The sequence below is a fragment of the Pedobacter sp. genome (genome assembly GCF_965227205.1).
In the GTDB taxonomy this organism is placed as follows: Bacteria; Bacteroidota; Bacteroidia; order Sphingobacteriales; family Sphingobacteriaceae; genus Pedobacter.
Window position 1 is genome coordinate 4,384,664 of the sequence record NZ_OZ245727.1, and the last position, 16,737, is coordinate 4,401,400.

Below are 16,737 nucleotides of genomic sequence, written 5' to 3' on the forward strand. Positions count from 1 at the left end.
TATTATTTAGCTAAGTAAGGTTGCAAAGCAGTTTTTACTTTTTCTTTATTCTGTGCTGCGGTCCATTTTTCTTTAATAGATTGGTCGCCAAGGTTAAAAAGTGTTTCGTAAAGCAGTTTGCCATTAGCCATTGTTTTTACCTTAAATGTGTCGTTTGAGCCGATAATATCCGCCCATGAGCTACGTACATCTGCCCAATAGGTTTGCTGGCTTGCCCACCATTTTTGTGCATAATCAAAAGTTTTAGGGTCAATCTTGGTAAATTCTTCATAACCTTTCTCTACTGCAATTAATTTATCACCTTGTGGAGAACGTACAATTTTTTTATTGTCTTGTTCGAACATCCAACCATCTTTTGTAATGGTAATTCTGCTGCCGCGATTTAAAACATTATAATCTTTACGCACTGTAGATTCTCTTCTTGGAAGTGGAGAGTCTGTTTCGCTAGACCACGCATCGTGTCCGCCAATATGGCTCCATGTTCCAATTCCCTGGTAACGCGGACTATCATCAACCTGATATACTTTTTGAGTCCACTTTCCTTTTACATCAGCAGCGGTTAAATTTCCTTTTTTCCAGGCATTATCTTGAGTGTAAAGCATAATGTTGGTGTCTTCATAAGTCCAATCCTGGCGCCAGTGTTTAATAACTGTAGAATCGTTAATTGCCAACATGTGTTGAATTACAATTCTCTTTGGCTCATCTATAATAATTTCAGCCCATTCGTTTCCGTGGCTTCTGTAAGGTTTGCTGAACTGATAATTTGCATCAGGAGAAGTTACTTCGCCATAGTTGAAATTTACTTTATAAAAGCCAGCCAATGATTTAATGGCTTTTCGGTCTTGCTCTAATTTGTCTTGAGCGTTAGCACTTGCAATTGAGATTCCTGCGAGTACTAAAATTAAGTTTAAAATTTTCATTTTATGTTTAATTATGATTGTGTTTATTAAATCGCAACTGCGGGGTTTTTCTTCTTTTTCTTTCTACCCAACCAAATGATGAAGCCGGTAATTGGTAAACTCGCAGCAATTAAACTGGCGAAAAAGGCTAAAATTTTTCCGGGTAAGCCAAGTATTGCTCCAACATGGATATCGTAATTCATCCGGTAAATTTTATCGGCAACTGTCGCATTTTTAATTTTTCCGAAAACATGTTTAACTTCCAGTTCTTTCAGCGTATGCTGGTCATAATATCTGTAATCAGCTTTCCAGTAAGTTTCAGGATCTGGGTTTTTAGCAATTTCTATTGAGGCTTTTTCATTTTCCGGAACGTGAACATCAATGCTACCTTCAAAGTCTGGATCGCTTTTTAAGTAGGATTGCCAAATTTTATCAGCGGCTGATGCGTTAATTTTCAAGTTTGTATTTGATGTAGTATCAGAAAAAGTTTCAGTAAATTGTGTTAAAGATTTTCCACCTGATGTTGTAAAGTACACTGATTTAGCAAACCATTGAAAACCCATTACCATTCCTGTTAAAGCAATAAATATTGCTACCCAAGTCATATAGAAACCCAGAATGTTATGAAAATCGTAATTCAGCCTCTTCCACTTTGCATTCCATTTTATTGAAAAACGTTGTTTTGATGCGGCTTTTGTTTTTGGCCACCATAATACTAATCCCGAAATCAAAAGAAGGACAAAAATTAATGTAGCGCTTGTTAATATTGGCTGGCCAATTTCTGGAGGAAGCCATAGGTAGTAATGCCCCATGATAACTATTCTAAAGAAATCATCACTCATGTTTTTAACTTTCAGCACTTCGCCAGTGTATTGATTTACAAAAACAATGTAATAATACTCTGGGTCGAAATTATAGTAAACAACTTGTGTTGCTTTGCCAGGCTGGTAAGTAACACTATGGGCATGTTTATTTGGAAGTGCCTTATCAGCAATATTTTTTAGCTGCGTAGGTGATAATAAAGCTTTGTTTTGAATTTCCAGTTTTCTATAGGGTTGTGTTACGTTTTCAATCTCTTTTTCAAAAGCTAAAATACAACCTGTGATACCCAAAAAACATACAAATAGCCCGGAAATTAACCCGAGCCATAAGTGAATTTGTCCAATCCAATATTTTAAAGTTTTTTTCTTTTTCTTTACAAACATTGATGTTAATTAAAATTTATAAGCAACGCTAATTCTGTAATTTCTTGGGGCTTCTGCCTGATAGTAGTAAGCATTTAACCATTGGTAGTAAGAACCACTGAATAAGTATTTATTAAGGATGTTAAAGGCATTACCCGTAATTTTAAATTTCGGACGCTCATAAAATAAACCACCATCCAATTTAAAGTAGTTTGGTAACTTTTGCAGACCAACACTCCAGGTATCAGTTGCTCTATCGGCTAAATATGTAAAGCCAGCAGAAATTCCTGAACCTTTTAAAGCGCCTTCTTGTAAAGTGTAAGTTAACCAAGCATTCGATACGTGTTTTGCAAAACCAGGAATAACATCTCCAACATTAATGCCTGTAACACCAGGCGTAACTTCTGTTACTTTAGCATCGGTATAAGCATAGTTTGCTATTAAAGTTAATCCATCGGTAATTTTACCTCTTAAATCAAACTCAATTCCTTGTGCTCTTTTTTCTCCTAAAACAACACTGAAATTAGTCCCAGGTGTGTTGGTTGGGTCGGCTGTTAACTCATTTTGTTTAAGTATTCTATACGCTGATAAAGTGGTGTTCCATTTACCATCAAACCAATCTTTTTTAATACCGATTTCGTTATTTGTTCCGGTAATTGGCTGTACTTTTCCACCATTACGAAGTAAACCACTTTGTGGTGTAAACGCTTCATCGTAAACTGCGTAAATTGCTGTGTTTTTATCAAGCGATACACTTAAACCAACTCTTGGCGTAACTTTTTTAGCTTTATCTGGTGCACCACCCCAAGCTGCCTGACTTACATAAGTATAACGACCAGCCAATGTTAAACGGATTCTGTTTTCCCAGAAACCCAATTCATCCTGAATGTAGCCACTTAAATATTTAGAATCCATTAAACCGCCTGCACTAATTGCTCTTTGTTCTAAAGAGGTTGTGCGGTTAAAGTTTGGATAACCATTTGCAGGGAAACCATAATTCGGATTATTCAAATCAAATGGAGAAGAAGCTAAATCCAAATCATGAGACTGACCCCAATCTGCTAAATAATTTTTCTTTCCGCCATCAAAACCAGCCAAAATACGGTGATTAATTCCTCCGGTTTTAACTTGTCCGTTGATGAATAACTGCGCTAACTTCATGCTGCTTTCTGCATCCCAAATTGCAACGTTTCTGATAACTGTGCTATTCGCATTTACTGCCGAAGGCCATGAACTGTAACCCATTTGGTCATATTTGAAATATGCTGCTTGTGCCGTTAATTTCCAGTTCTCATCAAAATTGTGTTGTAAGTTTAAAAATAAACTTTGGTCGTTAATCCGTGTTGGCGGAACACCAGGCTGAGTCATTGTTAACTCTCTTGGGTATGCAGCATAACCATTTGGTGAGAAAATGTAATAAGAACCAACCTCAGTCATTTTTGCATTTTGGAATGTATATTCCGCAGTGATTTTCGTTTTATCGGTAATCTGATAACTTAAAACAGGAGAAATGCTGTATCTGTCGTTCTGCTCGTATGGTCTGAATGAACCTTTGGTTTGTGCAGCACCATTTAACCTGAACAATAATTTACCATCGCTTGTTAACTTACGGTCTAAATCGATAGATGTTCTGTATAGATCATAACTTCCTAAAGTGAAGGAAACTTCACCACGATTGAAGCCTGTAGGTTTTTTAGTTACTACGTTGTACATTCCACTTGGGTCGCCGTTACCCAACATAAAACCAGCCGGGCCTTTAACAAACTCAATATGATCTACAAAGCTCATATCTTCGGTAAGTGGCCCCCAGAATGATGAAACTACATTAAAACCATTACGCATTGCCTGAATTTGAGAACCACGCATTGTAATGTTTGTGTACATGTCTCCCCAGTGTTCTAAACGCACTGCGCCACTCACGTTTCTAATCAAACCATCGCTCATGCTTATGATTTGTTGGTCTTTAATAACCTGATCGCTCACGGTTTGAATGTTCTGTGGCGCCTCAAGTAAAGGCTCGTTTAACCTCAAAGAAGCCGATGGAAGGCTAATTTTATATTTGTTTTTCTTTCCGGCGATGATAACATCCTCTAAAGCCTGATCTGTTTCCTGTAAAGTGAAATCAACTACTTTATTATCGGCAGCAATAATGGTTATGCTTTTTTCTTCGGTTGTGATACCAACTGCTGATGCCTTTAAAGTATAAGTGCCAGGTTTTACGCGATTAATGGTGTATTTTCCATTATCATCAGTAATTGTACCGTTTCCACTTCCTTTTAAGCCAACAGAAATATATGCACCAGGCTTGCCGTTTTTGGTTTTTATGGTTCCTTTAATAGTCCCGAACTGTTGTGCAAATGATGTGAATGTAAAAAGTGTTATGAGAACTGTTAAAAGAAAGGGTATTAGTCTTTTCATTGTATTTATTTGGATTAATTCTAAACAGATGCAAAATAACGGCAGAAATGTTTATTATCCAAATTATTTTGATTAATTCTAAATAAGCGTGGCGTGTTAAAAATACAATAAGCTTAATTGCAATAAATTAGAGCACTTTTTCTAAAATAAATTTAACATTTCAATTTTCTTGAATCCATAAAAAAAGGGCTATTCTATTTTAGAATAACCCTTAATGGATGTTATTTTTTGGGTTCAGGATGTTTATTTTATCGTTAATACCTGCAATGTAAGTGCTCTTTCTGTATCATTTGCAGGACTTACTAATCCACCACAAATAATATCGTAATGATATCCAGCTGCGAAAGTTGCGTCGGCTTTAGTTGTTCTAACTGTACCTGTTGAGGTATCTTTTACATCTAAAGAAATTGTTCCCGCATCAATTGTGATGTATGCACTTGCTGTTTTATAAGCCTTATTAGTTATTAAAGATGTAGTTGCGCCTGATTTTGCTAAATCTAAAGCAGGAGCATCTGGAGATAAATTTACAAAGCGAATGTATGCTTTATCAGCTGCAGAAACTGATACATCATCGCCAATTAAAAAGCCATCTAGCTGGCCAGGTTTGTTTACCAGATAATAGGAGTAATTTGTACTAGGGTTTAAGCTTATATCCTTTGTAAATAAGGTTTCTGTACTACTTGCACTTGTAAACTTTAAATTGTAGGCGCCCGAACTTCTTGAAGTGTATGAAGTTGCGCCTAGGAATGGTAAAGCGGCAGAGTTAATAATATTTCCTGATAGATAAACATTATAAGTGGCCAAACTTGGAGAACCATTAACAACTCTTACATAAGAAATTGTTGTATCTGCAACTTCTGTTTTCCCGCAAGAAGTTAATATTGTAGAGAATACCGCTAGTGCTAATAATATAAAACCTGTTTTTTTTAAAGTAAAGTTTCTCATGATTAATTTTGTGTTTTAAAATTTAAAGTGAAACGAATCCATTGTTGCTTTCGCTACATACTTGCAAATATTGTGTTTATATGCCGTTTACAAATGTTAAATCTTGTTAAGCAGATGTTAAAGTTTATCCTTGGTTCGGATTTTCATGTTGATGGGGTTTTAGAGATTAGATTTTAAGTCAGATTAGTTTAATAAATCATTATTAAAACATAAAAAAATCAACATAATATTGTGTAACTCGATTTTTATTTAAACCTTTGCACCTCAATAGAGTTAAAGCCGTTTTAATACGCAAAGAATGATTAAACAATTTTTACATAAACTTTCAAGTTTCACAGCACATCTAGTAGCTGGTGAAAGTTTATTTATTAGTCGTTTTCAGCCTGTATTTTACTATCCCACAAGTCGGCAAAATTTTACTCCACGTATTTAGTACTCAACTAAACGTAATGAGGAATTGATCCTCTCTAAAAACCCAATTAACAAGAATACTTTAATTTTTCGTTAGAAAACGAATGAATATTAATGAATTTATAGTACAAGTCGCTATCCCAGAACACCATGTGTTTGCAGAAGAGATTGTAACCGAAATGGCTGAATCTGCTAAAGCACGTGGCACAGGCATTGCTAAGCGTTCTCCTGAATATATTTCGGGTAAAATGCAGGAAGGCAAAGCTGTAATTGCTTTTCATAAAGATGGCACCTGGGCTGGTTTTTGCTATATCGAAACCTGGAGCCATGGTCAATTTGTGGCCAATTCTGGTTTAATTGTTAGTCCGCAATATAGAAAAGCAGGCTTAGCGCATGCCATTAAAGAAGCCATTTTCGAACTTTCGAGAAAATTATATCCGAAGGCAAAAATATTTGGTTTAACAACAGGTTTAGCCGTAATGAAAATCAATTCTGATTTAGGTTATGAGCCTGTAACTTATTCTGAATTAACACAAGATGAGGATTTCTGGAAAGGCTGCCAAAGCTGTGTAAACTTCGAGATTTTAAAAATGAAGGAGCGGAAGAATTGCATGTGTACTGCAATGCTTTACGACCCTGCAGAAAAGAAACACGAAGCTGCAAAAGTTTTTGCCGAAGAGTTGCAGAAAAAACCCGGATTATACGAACGTTTTATGCGTATAAAATCTAGATTAGTGGTTAAGCCTAAATCTGGATTAAAATCAATCATAGTTTTATTTACCCTGTTATTTAATAAGTAATGAAGAAGAAAGTAGTTTTAGCTTTTAGCGGAGGTCTTGATACCTCATTTTGCTGTATTTACCTTGCTCAAGACCGTGGCTTAGAAGTTCACTCAGTAATTGTAAATACTGGTGGTTTTTCTGATGAAGAATTACAGGAAATTGAGAAAAGAGCCTATGCTTTAGGTGTAAAATCTCACGCAGTGGTAGATGAAACCGATAGTTATTACGATGGTTGTATCAAATATTTAATCTTCGGGAACGTATTAAAAAACGCAACTTATCCACTTTCGGTAAGTGCAGAACGTGTTAGTCAGGCTACGGCTATTGCTAATTACGTTAAGAAAATTGGTGCTGATTATGTGGCTCACGGAAGTACGGGCGCTGGTAACGACCAGGTTCGTTTTGATATGATTTTCAATATCATTATTCCAGAGGTTGAAATCATTACGCCAATTAGAGATTTGAAATTATCCCGCGAAGCGGAAATAGAATATTTAGCAGAACACGGTGTTGAATATAGTGCTGAAAAGGCAAGATATTCCATTAATAAAGGCTTGTGGGGAACTTCGGTAGGAGGAAAGGAAACTTTAACTTCTCACGAAACTTTACCAGAAAGTGCCTGGCCAACGCAGGTTTCTGAAACGGAATCGCGTAAACTGGAATTAACTTTCGAAAAAGGAGAATTGGTTGCCATTGATGGAGAAGTTTTGGCACCAGTCAGAGCGATTCAGAAATTACAAGCGATTGCGCAACCTTTCGGAATCGGCAGAGATATCCATGTTGGCGATACGATTATTGGGATTAAAGGTCGTGTAGGTTTCGAAGCTGCAGCACCCGTTTTAATTATCAAAGCGCACCATACTTTAGAGAAACACACGCTAACGAAATGGCAGTTAAGCTGGAAAGAGCAATTATCTTCTTTCTATGGTAACTGGTTGCATGAAGGTCAATTCCACGACCCAATTATGCGGAACATTGAGGCTTTCTTGGCTGATACGCAGAAATTTGTGAGTGGTAAGGTTTTCGTAGAGTTATTGCCTTATCGTTTCCAGATTATTGGTATTGAATCAAACCACGATTTAATGAGCAATAAATTTGGTAGCTACGGCGAAATGAACAATGCTTGGAGTGGCGAAGATGTGAAAGGTTTCTCTAAAATTTTTGGTAACCAGGTAATGATTTGGCATAAAGTTAATTCTGAAGAAGCTTAAAGCTAAAAGACTAAAGTAGAAAGCTTGACTTTCAAAATTGTCATCCTGACTTGTGCCGATTTTACATCGGTAGCTTGTCGAAGGACAAAAGATAAATTATGAATAAAATAGAAATAAAACGTATTAACTTGAACGAGGCTGATTTGGTAATCAGTTTATTCAATCAATACCGAATATTTTATGGAAATTTCTCTGATTTAGGAATGGCTAAAGCATTTGTTGATGCTCGCTTAGAAAATAACGAATCGGTAATTTTTGTAGCATTAGATGAAAACAAGCCTGTAGGTTTTACACAACTTTATCCAAAATATTCATCTGCTAGATTAAGTAAAAACTGGATTTTAAATGATTTGTTTGTTAATGAAAACTATCGCAAACAAGGAATAGGACAGGAATTAATTAAAACGGCAATGGATTTTGCAAAAACTAATAGTTCTACTTTTGTACAGCTGGAAACAGCAGTTGATAATTACACCGCACAAAGTTTATATGAAGCCATTGGCTTTAAAAAACAGGCGCCAGATACCGAATTTTTTCTTTACAGAATTGATATAATTTAATAATGAACAAAATTAAAGCAGGAATAATCGGTGGTGCAGGATATACAGGTGGCGAAATGCTCCGTATTCTGATAAACCATCCTAATGTTGAAATTGCTTTCGTAAATAGCACCAGTAACGCAGGGAATTTAATTTCTGATGTGCACACTGATTTAATTGGCGATACAGATTTACGTTTTGTAAATAATATTCCACAAGATATTGACGTACTGTTTTTATGCGTTGGCCATGGCGATGCTAAGAAATTTTTAACAGCAAATCCAATTAATGATAACATCAAAATCATCGATTTATCTCAGGATTTTAGGCTTTCGGCAAATGCTAGTTTTTCTACTCCAGACTCTGGACTTCCGACTAAAGACTTCATTTACGGACTTCCTGAATTAAACCACGACAAAATTAAAACGGCGAAAAATATTGCTAACCCAGGTTGTTTTGCTACTTGTATTCAATTGGGCTTATTGCCATTGGCTGCAAAAGGTTTAATTAATACAGAAGTTCACATCAATGCAACTACAGGTTCAACTGGTGCAGGACAGAGTTTGGCAGCAACATCGCACTTTAGCTGGAGAAATAATAACCTTTCGATTTATAAAGCTTTCGAGCACCAACATTTAAATGAAATTGGCGAAAGTTTGTTGCAAGCTACTAAAGCCTCCCCTTCTGGGGGAGGTTTGGAGGGGGCTGCTTTGAGTTTCATCCCGCAACGCGGAGATTTTACTCGCGGTATTTTGGCAGCGATGTATTTAGAAAGCGATTTAACTTTAGAAGATGCGCAGAAAATCTACGAAGATTATTACAGTGTGCATCCTTTTACGCATGTAAGTCGGAAAAACATCGATTTAAAACAGGTTGTAAATACCAATAAAGCGCTGGTTCATGTAGAAAAACATGGCAATAAATTATTCATCATCAGCATTATTGATAACCTGTTAAAAGGTGCCAGCGGACAGGCGGTTCAGAATATGAATTTAATGTTTGGCTTGGAAGAAACAGCAGGCTTGAAGTTGAAGGCGATTGGGTTTTAAGTTAAAAAGCTGAAAGACCAAAGAATAAAGCGAAAGCAGATTGCTGAAGAAATAATTAAATATTTAATAGACTAGGCTAATGCCTGCGACCTGTATAAAACTTGCAGGAAGCTTTAGGCCTTTAGCTTTAGTCTTTAAGCTCACAAAAAATGAATTTATTCGACGTTTATCCTCTTAACGATATAGAAATTACAAAAGCATCAGGCAGTAATGTTTGGGATGCTAACGAACAAAAATATTTAGATTTATATGGCGGTCACGCAGTGATTTCGATTGGACATACCAACCCGCATTATGTAAGTCGTTTGACGGACCAATTAAACAAAGTTGGTTTTTACTCTAACTCGGTTAAAATTCCTTTGCAGGTTCAATTGGCAGAGAAATTAGGTCAGGTTTCTGGGAAAAAAGATTACCAATTGTTTTTAGTGAATTCTGGAGCAGAAGCAAACGAAAATGCTTTAAAACTGGCTTCATTTTACAATGGCAGAAAGAAAGTTATTGCCTTTAGTGGAGCATTCCACGGACGTACATCTTTAGCGGTTGCCGTAACCGATAACCCTAAAATAGTTGCGCCAATTAATCAAACTGAAAATGTAATCTTCTTACCTTTTAATAATGAGGTAGCTTTAGAAGAAACTTTTAAATCGCAGGGCGATGAAATTTCGGCTGTAATTATCGAAGGCATTCAAGGTGTTGGCGGAATTAAAGAAGCTTCAAAAAGTTTCTTACAAAAAATCCGTTCACTTTGTGATGAATATAATGCGGTTTACATCGCTGATTCAGTTCAGTGTGGTTATGGTAGAACAGGTTTGTTTTACTCACATGATTATGCTGGTGTTGAAGCCGATGTTTACACCATGGCAAAAGGAATGGGCAACGGATTTCCTGTAGCAGGAATTTCAATCGCACCAAAATTTAAACCTTGGCATGGCGAATTGGGTACAACTTTCGGAGGTAACCATTTGGCATGTGCTGCGGCTCTAGCAGTTTTAGAAGTTATTGAACAAGAAAACTTACTAAAAAACGCTGAAGAAATCGGGAACTATTTAATATCTGAATTAAAGAAATTTGAGCAGGTAAAAGAGGTTCGCGGTCGTGGTTTGATGATTGGAATTGAATTGCCTGAAGAACTTGCTCATGTTAAAAAGGAGTTATTATTTAAACATTTTATCTTCACCGGCGAGGCAAAACCAAACGTAATCCGTTTATTGCCAGCATTAAATTTAACAAAAGCAGATGCTGATGAGTTTTTGGCGGCTTTTGCTTTAGTTTTAAGTTCTAAGTAGTACGTTTTAAGTACATAGGACTTTATTTATAAATTATTTTGGGCGAGGGATACAAAACTTACAACGTATAACTTACTACTTACAACGTTTTAAAATGAAACTTTTCACTTCCGTACACGATGTTCCAAGCATCAAACAATTTGTAAAAGATGCGCTTGAATTAAAGGCGAATCCTTATGCACACCAAAGTTTGGGTAAAAACAAAACCTTAGGGTTGGTTTTTATGAACCCAAGTTTGCGTACCCGTTTAAGCACTCAAAAAGCTGCCTTAAATTTGGGTATGAATGTGATGGTGATGAATTTGGATAAAGAAGGTTGGGCTCTAGAAACGCAGGATGGCGTGGTGATGAATGGTTCCACAGTTGAGCATATTCGCGAAGCGGCTGCCGTTATGGGTCAATATTGCGACATTTTAGGATTGCGTTCTTTTCCGAAATTGAATAACCGTGAGGAAGATTATAGTGAAGATTTCTTTAATAAATTTGTAAAATATTGCGCTGTTCCCGTAGTGAGTTTGGAGAGTGCAACTCGCCACCCATTACAAAGTTTCGCGGATATTATTACCATTCACGAAACGTGGACGAAACAACCTGATGGCAGAAAACCAAAAGTTGTTTTGGCTTGGGCACCACATGTAAAAGCTTTGCCGCAAGCGGTTCCAAATTCTTTTGCTGAGTGGATGTGTAAAGCACAGGCAGAAGGTATGATAGATTTTACCATTGCTCAGCCAGAAGGTTATGAATTAGCAGAAGAATTTACACCTGGTGCCGACATTCAATATAACATAGAAGAGGCTTTAGCTGGCGCTGATTATGTTTATGTAAAAAACTGGAGCAGCTACAAAGAATACGGTAAAGTTTTAACTTATCCAGATGGCTGGATGATGAACAATGAAAAGCTAAAATTTACGAACGATGCGAAAGTGATGCACTGTTTGCCAGTTCGCAGAGATTTGGAATTATCTTCTGAGATTTTGGATGGACCAAATTCACTGGTTATCCACGAAGCTGGAAATCGTTTATGGGCAGCGCAAGCTGTAATTAAAGCGATGTTGGAGGAATTATAAATAAGCAAAAAGGTTAAAGCTAAAAGTCTAAAGCTTTCTGCGTTTCGCTTTAATCTTTAAGCTCAAAAAAATATGAAACAACTTACAATCATAAAAATCGGCGGAAACGTAATTGATAACTCCGAAAACCTACATCAGTTTTTATTGGATTTTACGGCTTTGCCTGGCGATAAAATTTTGGTTCATGGCGGTGGTAAAATCGCAACCGAATTGGGTGAAAGCTTAGGTGTTGAAGCCAAAATGGTTGAAGGTCGTAGGATTACAGATATTGAAACCTTGCGGATTGTAACCATGGTTTACGCAGGGCTGATTAATAAAAATATGGTTGCCCAATTGCAAGCCAAAGGCAGTAATGCCATAGGTTTGACAGGAGCCGATGGAAATATTATTAAAGCTAAAAAACGCCCCGTTAAAGAGATTGATTATGGTTTTGTTGGCGATTTGGATGAAAATTCTGTTTCCTCAACTACTTTGGACAGTTTGCTAAAAGCTGGTTTAGTTCCCGTTTTGTGTGCAATTACCCATGATGGAGATACCCAATTATTAAATACGAATGCTGATACAATTGCCTCTTCGGTTGCAGTCGCGATGTCGGCATTATATGAAACGCGTTTGGTATATTGCTTTGAGAAAAAAGGAGTGCTGAAAGATGTGAATGACGATAATTCTGTTGTTAGAGAAATCAAGGCTGATGAATTTGAGGGTTTAAAAGCTGATGGTACAGTTCAAGGCGGCATGATACCTAAATTGCACAATGCTTTTGGAGCAATTAAAAAAGGCGTTTCTGCAGTATATATTGGCAAAGCCGATGAATTGGCTGAACTTGCAAATGGTACTTTCGGAAGTAAGATGTTGAAATAGGGTTTAGGGTAAAAGGTTTAAGGTAGAAGGTCGACGACCCATCGCCGTTTCGTCATTGCGAGGCACGAAGCAATCTTACAACTATCGCTATTCAATTTATCGCATTAAGATTGCTTCGTGCCTCAGCATGACGGATATAATTTAAACCTGATAGAAACGGAAATACTTTTTTTAGCAGCGACTTTGAATTTTCTGTCATGCTGAGGCACGAAGCATCTGCAAGCGATGAAACATATGCTTCGTGCCTCAGCATGACAATGAGTTTAAAAAAGATTAAAGTGAATAGCAGGACTGACATTAACAGTATTACTGAAACTGCTTTTCGAATAAATATTAATTGATTAAAATCGGTGAAATCACCAAAATCTGTATAATCAAATGAATAAAAAAATAGCCATAATCGGTAGCGGAAACATCGGTTTATCTTTAGCAAAAGGTTTGGTGAAGGCCGATTTTGCAAAAGCTACCGATATTACGTTAACCCGTAGAAATATCGACCATTTAAAATCTTTCGCAGAAGCTGGATTTGTGGTGAGCAATAACAACAAACAAGCGGTTGCTGATGCTGATGTTGTAATTCTTGCTGTCTTGCCGCAACAATTAAACACGGTTTTAGATGAAATTAATGCTTCAATAGTTGCAGCTAAACACTTGGTTATTTCGGTGATTTCGGGTGTGAGTTGTGCTGCGGTTCGGGAGAAATTGGGTGATGATGTGGAAGTGATTCGCGTAATGCCAAATACCGCAATTGCCATTGGGCAATCGATGACTTGTATGGCGAGCGATAATGCTTCGGCAGAAAATATTGCTGAGGTGACCAAAATGTTTGAAACGGTTGGCTCGGTTGTAAAAATTAATGAAGACCTAATGACTTCAGCTACGGCGCTTTGCGCTTGTGGAATCGCATTCTTTTTAAGGGCAATTAGAGCGGCATCACAGGGTGGAGTAGAAATTGGTTTCCATGCTGATGAAGCACTTAAAATGGCGGTTCAAACGGCAAAGGGAGCAGCCGATTTGCTTTTATTACACGGCACACACCCAGAATCAGAAATAGATAAAGTAACTTCGCCGAAAGGTTGTACCATTGCGGGTTTAAACGAAATGGAACACAATGGCTTTAGTTCATCATTGATAAAAGGTATTAAATTATCGGCTTTAAAGGCTGGGAATTTGTACGTAAAAGAAAGCTAAAAGCAGAAAGCTTAAAGCAAAAAAAGTGTAAGATTGAGACGAGATTTGTCTTGATACTTGATACTAACTACTCGATACTATGTTGTTAGAAAATATACAAAAGGAAAGTCTGAATTTGTTGCGGCAGTTGATTCGCATCCAGTCGTTTAGTAAGGAAGAAGATAGAACTGCGAATTTAATTGCTCAGTTTTTAGAAGAGCGAGGGGTAAAAATCTACCGCAAAATGAATAATGTTTGGGCTTATAACAAGCATTTTGATGCAAGTAAACCAACGTTGCTTTTAAACTCTCACCACGATACGGTTAAACCAAATTCTGGTTATACCCGCGACCCATACGATGCTGCAATCGAAGGTGATAAGCTTTTTGGATTGGGCAGTAATGATGCGGGCGGTTGTTTGGTTTCGTTAATCGGAACGTTTTTGTATTATTTCGAACAAGAAAATTTAAAATATAACATCTGTCTGGCGGCAACGGCGGAAGAAGAAATCTCGGGAAATAATGGTTTAGAATTGGTTCTGCCAGATTTGGGAGAATTGGAATTCGGAATTGTGGGCGAACCAACGGAGATGAATTTAGCCATCGCAGAACGAGGTTTGTTGGTTTTAGATTGTGTTTCTCATGGAAAAGCTGGTCACGCGGCTAGGGAAGAAGGCGAAAACGCCATTTACAAGGCTCTAGCAGATATTGAATGGTTTAGAAATTATCAGTTCCCAAAAGTATCTGAAGTTTTTGGTCCGCTGAAGATGACGGTTACGATTATTAACGCAGGTTCTCAACACAATGTGGTACCTGCAAATTGTACTTTTACGGTTGACGTTCGGGTTACCGACGCGTACACAAACGAAGAGGTTTTAGAGATTATTCGTGCAAATGTGGGTTGTGATGTTACGCCGCGTTCCATCCGTTTGAAGCCATCATCAATTGATAAAAATCATCCAGTTGTGCAAGCTGGTGTGGCGTTGGGCAAAACCACTTATGGTTCGCCAACCACTTCAGACCAAGCTTTATTGGATATTCCATCAGTAAAATGTGGTCCAGGGTTTTCTGGTCGTTCGCACATGGCCGATGAATTTTTATACGTTCGCGAGGTTGCTGAAGGTGTGGAAGGATATGTGAATATGTTGAAGCCAGTTATACAATTTTAGATTTTAGATTGACGAATTACGATTATGAATAGCGAAATTTTAAAGAATAGAACAAAAGCATATTCAATTTCAATAGGTCATTTAATCGTTAGTTTGCCATATAACATTTTAAATAAAAATTATTCCAATCAGTTAGTAAGATGTTCAAGTTCTGTTGGAGCTAACTACAGGGCTGCATGTAGGGCAAAATCTACTCCCGATTTTATAAATAAACTAAAAATTGTGGAGGAAGAACTCGATGAAACCATGTTCTTTTTGGAATTGATAGCAGAATTTAATCCTGATAAGAAGGCTATTATTTTGGAAAGCTGGAAAGAGGGCAATGAACTTCTTTCAATAATAGTGGCATCAATTGTTACTTTACGTAGAAACGAACAAAATCGTAAATCGTAATTTTAAAATCGTAATTATGAAGATTTGGCAAAAAAATATAGATGTAAATAAATTTGTAGAAAGCTTTACGGTTGGAAAAGACCGCGAAATGGATTTACAAATGGCAAAATTTGATGTTTTGGGTTCGTTGGCTCATACAGAAATGTTAGAAACGATTAATTTGCTAACCGCAGATGAATTGAAAATCGTTCAAAAAGAGCTTAAAAATATTTATGCTGAAATTGAGGCTGGAAACTTCACCATCGAAGATACAGTTGAAGATGTGCACTCTCAAGTAGAGTGGTTGCTCACCCAACGCATCGGCGAAGCAGGTAAAAAAATCCACAGCGGTCGCTCTCGTAACGACCAGGTTTTGGTTGATTTAAAACTGTTCTTCCGTGCTTGCATTGAAGATATGGTTGGCCAAACCTCAACTTTGTTTAATCAGTTAATTGAACTAAGTAACACGCACAAAGATAAATTGATGCCGGGTTACACGCATTTGCAAATTGCGATGCCATCCTCTTTCGGTTTGTGGTTTGGTGCTTATGCCGAAAGCCTTGCCGATGATATGGAACTGATGCTTGCGGCATGGAAAATCACGAATAAAAATCCATTGGGTTCTGCTGCTGGTTATGGTTCATCGTTTCCATTAAATCGAACTTTAACCACAAATTTATTGGGTTTCGAAAGCCTAAATTACAATGTGGTTTATGCGCAAATGGGTCGCGGTAAAACCGAAAGAATTTTAGCGCAGGCGATGAGTGCGGTTGCGGCAACTTTAGCTAAAATGGCGATGGATGTTTGTTTGTTCATCAACCAGAATTTCAGCTTTATCAGTTTTCCGCCCGAACTGACAACAGGTTCGAGCATTATGCCACATAAGAAAAATCCGGATGTTTTTGAGTTGATTCGTTCTCGTTGCAATAAAATTCAGGCTTTGCCTAACGAAATTGCGATGATGATTACCAATCTTCCATCGGGTTACCACCGCGATTTGCAATTGCTAAAGGAAAACCTTTTTCCTGCAATTACTTCGCTGAACGAATGCTTGGAAATCGCGACTTTCATGTTTCAAAACATCACGATTAAAGATGATATTTTGAAAGATAAGAAATATGATTATCTGTTTAGCGTAGAAGTGGTAAACGATTTGGCCTTGCAAGGCGTTGCATTTAGAGAGGCTTATAAAATAGTTGGCGAACAAATAGAAAATGGTACTTTTGCTCCATCGAGCCAAATACATCACACACACGAGGGAAGCATCGGCAACCTTTGTAACGAACAAATTGCTGCATCAATGCAAGCGGTTTTATCTCAATTTGGTTTCGATAAAGTAAATAAAGCAATAGAAGATTTGGTTAAATAAATCGTCA

General features: G+C 37.2%; 15 protein-coding genes. 11 read left to right on the top strand and 4 right to left on the bottom strand.

Annotated features, from left to right (window positions below; all coding sequences use genetic code 11):
• Nucleotides 1-2: 2 nt before the first annotated feature.
• The 4 genes from ACO05K_RS19020 to ACO05K_RS19035 all read right to left on the bottom strand — a co-directional run bounded on the left by ACO05K_RS19020 (nucleotide 3) and on the right by ACO05K_RS19035 (nucleotide 5,446).
• On the bottom strand, nucleotides 3-920 hold the full coding sequence (locus tag ACO05K_RS19020; protein ID WP_421945982.1) for a DUF6607 family protein: 918 nt from the start codon (nucleotides 918-920) through the stop codon (nucleotides 3-5).
• 26 nt (nucleotides 921-946) lie between these two features.
• Nucleotides 947-2,104, bottom strand: coding sequence for a PepSY-associated TM helix domain-containing protein (locus tag ACO05K_RS19025; RefSeq protein WP_421945983.1), 1,158 nt, complete (start codon nucleotides 2,102-2,104; stop codon nucleotides 947-949).
• A 9-nt stretch (nucleotides 2,105-2,113) separates the two neighbouring features.
• Nucleotides 2,114-4,501 (bottom strand): TonB-dependent siderophore receptor, encoded by a 2,388-nt coding sequence (locus ACO05K_RS19030; protein WP_421945984.1) that lies wholly within the window; start codon nucleotides 4,499-4,501, stop codon nucleotides 2,114-2,116.
• 243 nt (nucleotides 4,502-4,744) lie between these two features.
• Nucleotides 4,745-5,446 (bottom strand): DUF4397 domain-containing protein, encoded by a 702-nt coding sequence (locus ACO05K_RS19035; RefSeq protein WP_421945985.1) that lies wholly within the window; start codon nucleotides 5,444-5,446, stop codon nucleotides 4,745-4,747.
• A gap of 515 nt (nucleotides 5,447-5,961) precedes the next feature.
• Here ACO05K_RS19035 and ACO05K_RS19040 point away from each other — a divergent pair.
• The 11 genes from ACO05K_RS19040 (at nucleotide 5,962) to argH (ending at nucleotide 16,730) form a co-directional block, all read left to right on the top strand.
• Entirely contained in the window at nucleotides 5,962-6,657 is a 696-nt protein-coding gene (locus ACO05K_RS19040; RefSeq protein ID WP_421945986.1) for a GNAT family N-acetyltransferase, read from the top strand.
• Nucleotides 6,657-7,850 carry an argininosuccinate synthase gene (argG, locus tag ACO05K_RS19045; RefSeq protein ID WP_421945987.1) on the top strand — a complete coding sequence of 398 codons (1,194 nt, stop codon included), beginning with the start codon at nucleotides 6,657-6,659 and terminating at the stop codon, nucleotides 7,848-7,850. The genes ACO05K_RS19040 and argG overlap by 1 nt, the downstream gene beginning before the upstream one ends.
• Nucleotides 7,851-7,948: 98 nt before the next feature.
• Complete coding sequence (locus ACO05K_RS19050) at nucleotides 7,949-8,410, top strand: GNAT family N-acetyltransferase (protein WP_421945988.1); 462 nt, start codon at nucleotides 7,949-7,951, stop codon at nucleotides 8,408-8,410.
• A 2-nt stretch (nucleotides 8,411-8,412) separates the two neighbouring features.
• A complete protein-coding gene (gene argC / locus ACO05K_RS19055) occupies nucleotides 8,413-9,438 on the top strand; it encodes an N-acetyl-gamma-glutamyl-phosphate reductase (protein WP_421945989.1) in 1,026 nt (341 codons plus the stop codon).
• Between the two features lie 149 nt (nucleotides 9,439-9,587).
• Complete coding sequence (locus tag ACO05K_RS19060; RefSeq protein WP_421945990.1) at nucleotides 9,588-10,724, top strand: aspartate aminotransferase family protein; 1,137 nt, start codon at nucleotides 9,588-9,590, stop codon at nucleotides 10,722-10,724.
• Between the two features lie 94 nt (nucleotides 10,725-10,818).
• Nucleotides 10,819-11,790: an acetylornithine carbamoyltransferase gene (locus tag ACO05K_RS19065; RefSeq protein WP_421945991.1), complete on the top strand. Its 972-nt coding sequence runs from the start codon at nucleotides 10,819-10,821 to the stop codon at nucleotides 11,788-11,790.
• A gap of 72 nt (nucleotides 11,791-11,862) precedes the next feature.
• A complete protein-coding gene (gene argB, locus ACO05K_RS19070; RefSeq protein ID WP_421945992.1) occupies nucleotides 11,863-12,651 on the top strand; it encodes an acetylglutamate kinase in 789 nt (262 codons plus the stop codon).
• Nucleotides 12,652-13,029: 378 nt separating this feature from the next.
• Complete coding sequence (proC, locus tag ACO05K_RS19075; protein ID WP_421945993.1) at nucleotides 13,030-13,842, top strand: pyrroline-5-carboxylate reductase; 813 nt, start codon at nucleotides 13,030-13,032, stop codon at nucleotides 13,840-13,842.
• Between the two features lie 79 nt (nucleotides 13,843-13,921).
• On the top strand, nucleotides 13,922-14,989 hold the full coding sequence (locus ACO05K_RS19080; protein ID WP_421945994.1) for a M20 family metallo-hydrolase: 1,068 nt from the start codon (nucleotides 13,922-13,924) through the stop codon (nucleotides 14,987-14,989).
• 24 nt (nucleotides 14,990-15,013) lie between these two features.
• The gene (locus tag ACO05K_RS19085) at nucleotides 15,014-15,382 is read left to right on the top strand and encodes a four helix bundle protein (RefSeq protein ID WP_421945995.1); all 369 of its coding nucleotides are present in this window, start codon (nucleotides 15,014-15,016) and stop codon (nucleotides 15,380-15,382) included.
• A 16-nt stretch (nucleotides 15,383-15,398) separates the two neighbouring features.
• The gene (argH, locus tag ACO05K_RS19090) at nucleotides 15,399-16,730 is read left to right on the top strand and encodes an argininosuccinate lyase (protein ID WP_421945996.1); all 1,332 of its coding nucleotides are present in this window, start codon (nucleotides 15,399-15,401) and stop codon (nucleotides 16,728-16,730) included.
• Nucleotides 16,731-16,737: the final 7 nt, after the last annotated feature.

What these genes read in the sequence shown, in the direction of transcription:
- ACO05K_RS19020 (WP_421945982.1), bottom strand. Translation starts at nt 920, where the DNA reads ATGAAAATTTTAAACTTAATTTTAGTACTCGCAGGAATCTCAATTGCA.
- ACO05K_RS19025 (WP_421945983.1), bottom strand. Translation starts at nt 2,104, where the DNA reads ATGTTTGTAAAGAAAAAGAAAAAAACTTTAAAATATTGGATTGGACAA.
- ACO05K_RS19030 (WP_421945984.1), bottom strand. Translation starts at nt 4,501, where the DNA reads ATGAAAAGACTAATACCCTTTCTTTTAACAGTTCTCATAACACTTTTT.
- ACO05K_RS19035 (WP_421945985.1), bottom strand. Translation starts at nt 5,446, where the DNA reads ATGAGAAACTTTACTTTAAAAAAAACAGGTTTTATATTATTAGCACTA.
- ACO05K_RS19040 (WP_421945986.1), top strand. Translation starts at nt 5,962, where the DNA reads ATGAATATTAATGAATTTATAGTACAAGTCGCTATCCCAGAACACCAT.
- argG (WP_421945987.1), top strand. Translation starts at nt 6,657, where the DNA reads ATGAAGAAGAAAGTAGTTTTAGCTTTTAGCGGAGGTCTTGATACCTCA.
- ACO05K_RS19050 (WP_421945988.1), top strand. Translation starts at nt 7,949, where the DNA reads ATGAATAAAATAGAAATAAAACGTATTAACTTGAACGAGGCTGATTTG.
- argC (WP_421945989.1), top strand. Translation starts at nt 8,413, where the DNA reads ATGAACAAAATTAAAGCAGGAATAATCGGTGGTGCAGGATATACAGGT.
- ACO05K_RS19060 (WP_421945990.1), top strand. Translation starts at nt 9,588, where the DNA reads ATGAATTTATTCGACGTTTATCCTCTTAACGATATAGAAATTACAAAA.
- ACO05K_RS19065 (WP_421945991.1), top strand. Translation starts at nt 10,819, where the DNA reads ATGAAACTTTTCACTTCCGTACACGATGTTCCAAGCATCAAACAATTT.
- argB (WP_421945992.1), top strand. Translation starts at nt 11,863, where the DNA reads ATGAAACAACTTACAATCATAAAAATCGGCGGAAACGTAATTGATAAC.
- proC (WP_421945993.1), top strand. Translation starts at nt 13,030, where the DNA reads ATGAATAAAAAAATAGCCATAATCGGTAGCGGAAACATCGGTTTATCT.
- ACO05K_RS19080 (WP_421945994.1), top strand. Translation starts at nt 13,922, where the DNA reads ATGTTGTTAGAAAATATACAAAAGGAAAGTCTGAATTTGTTGCGGCAG.
- ACO05K_RS19085 (WP_421945995.1), top strand. Translation starts at nt 15,014, where the DNA reads ATGAATAGCGAAATTTTAAAGAATAGAACAAAAGCATATTCAATTTCA.
- argH (WP_421945996.1), top strand. Translation starts at nt 15,399, where the DNA reads ATGAAGATTTGGCAAAAAAATATAGATGTAAATAAATTTGTAGAAAGC.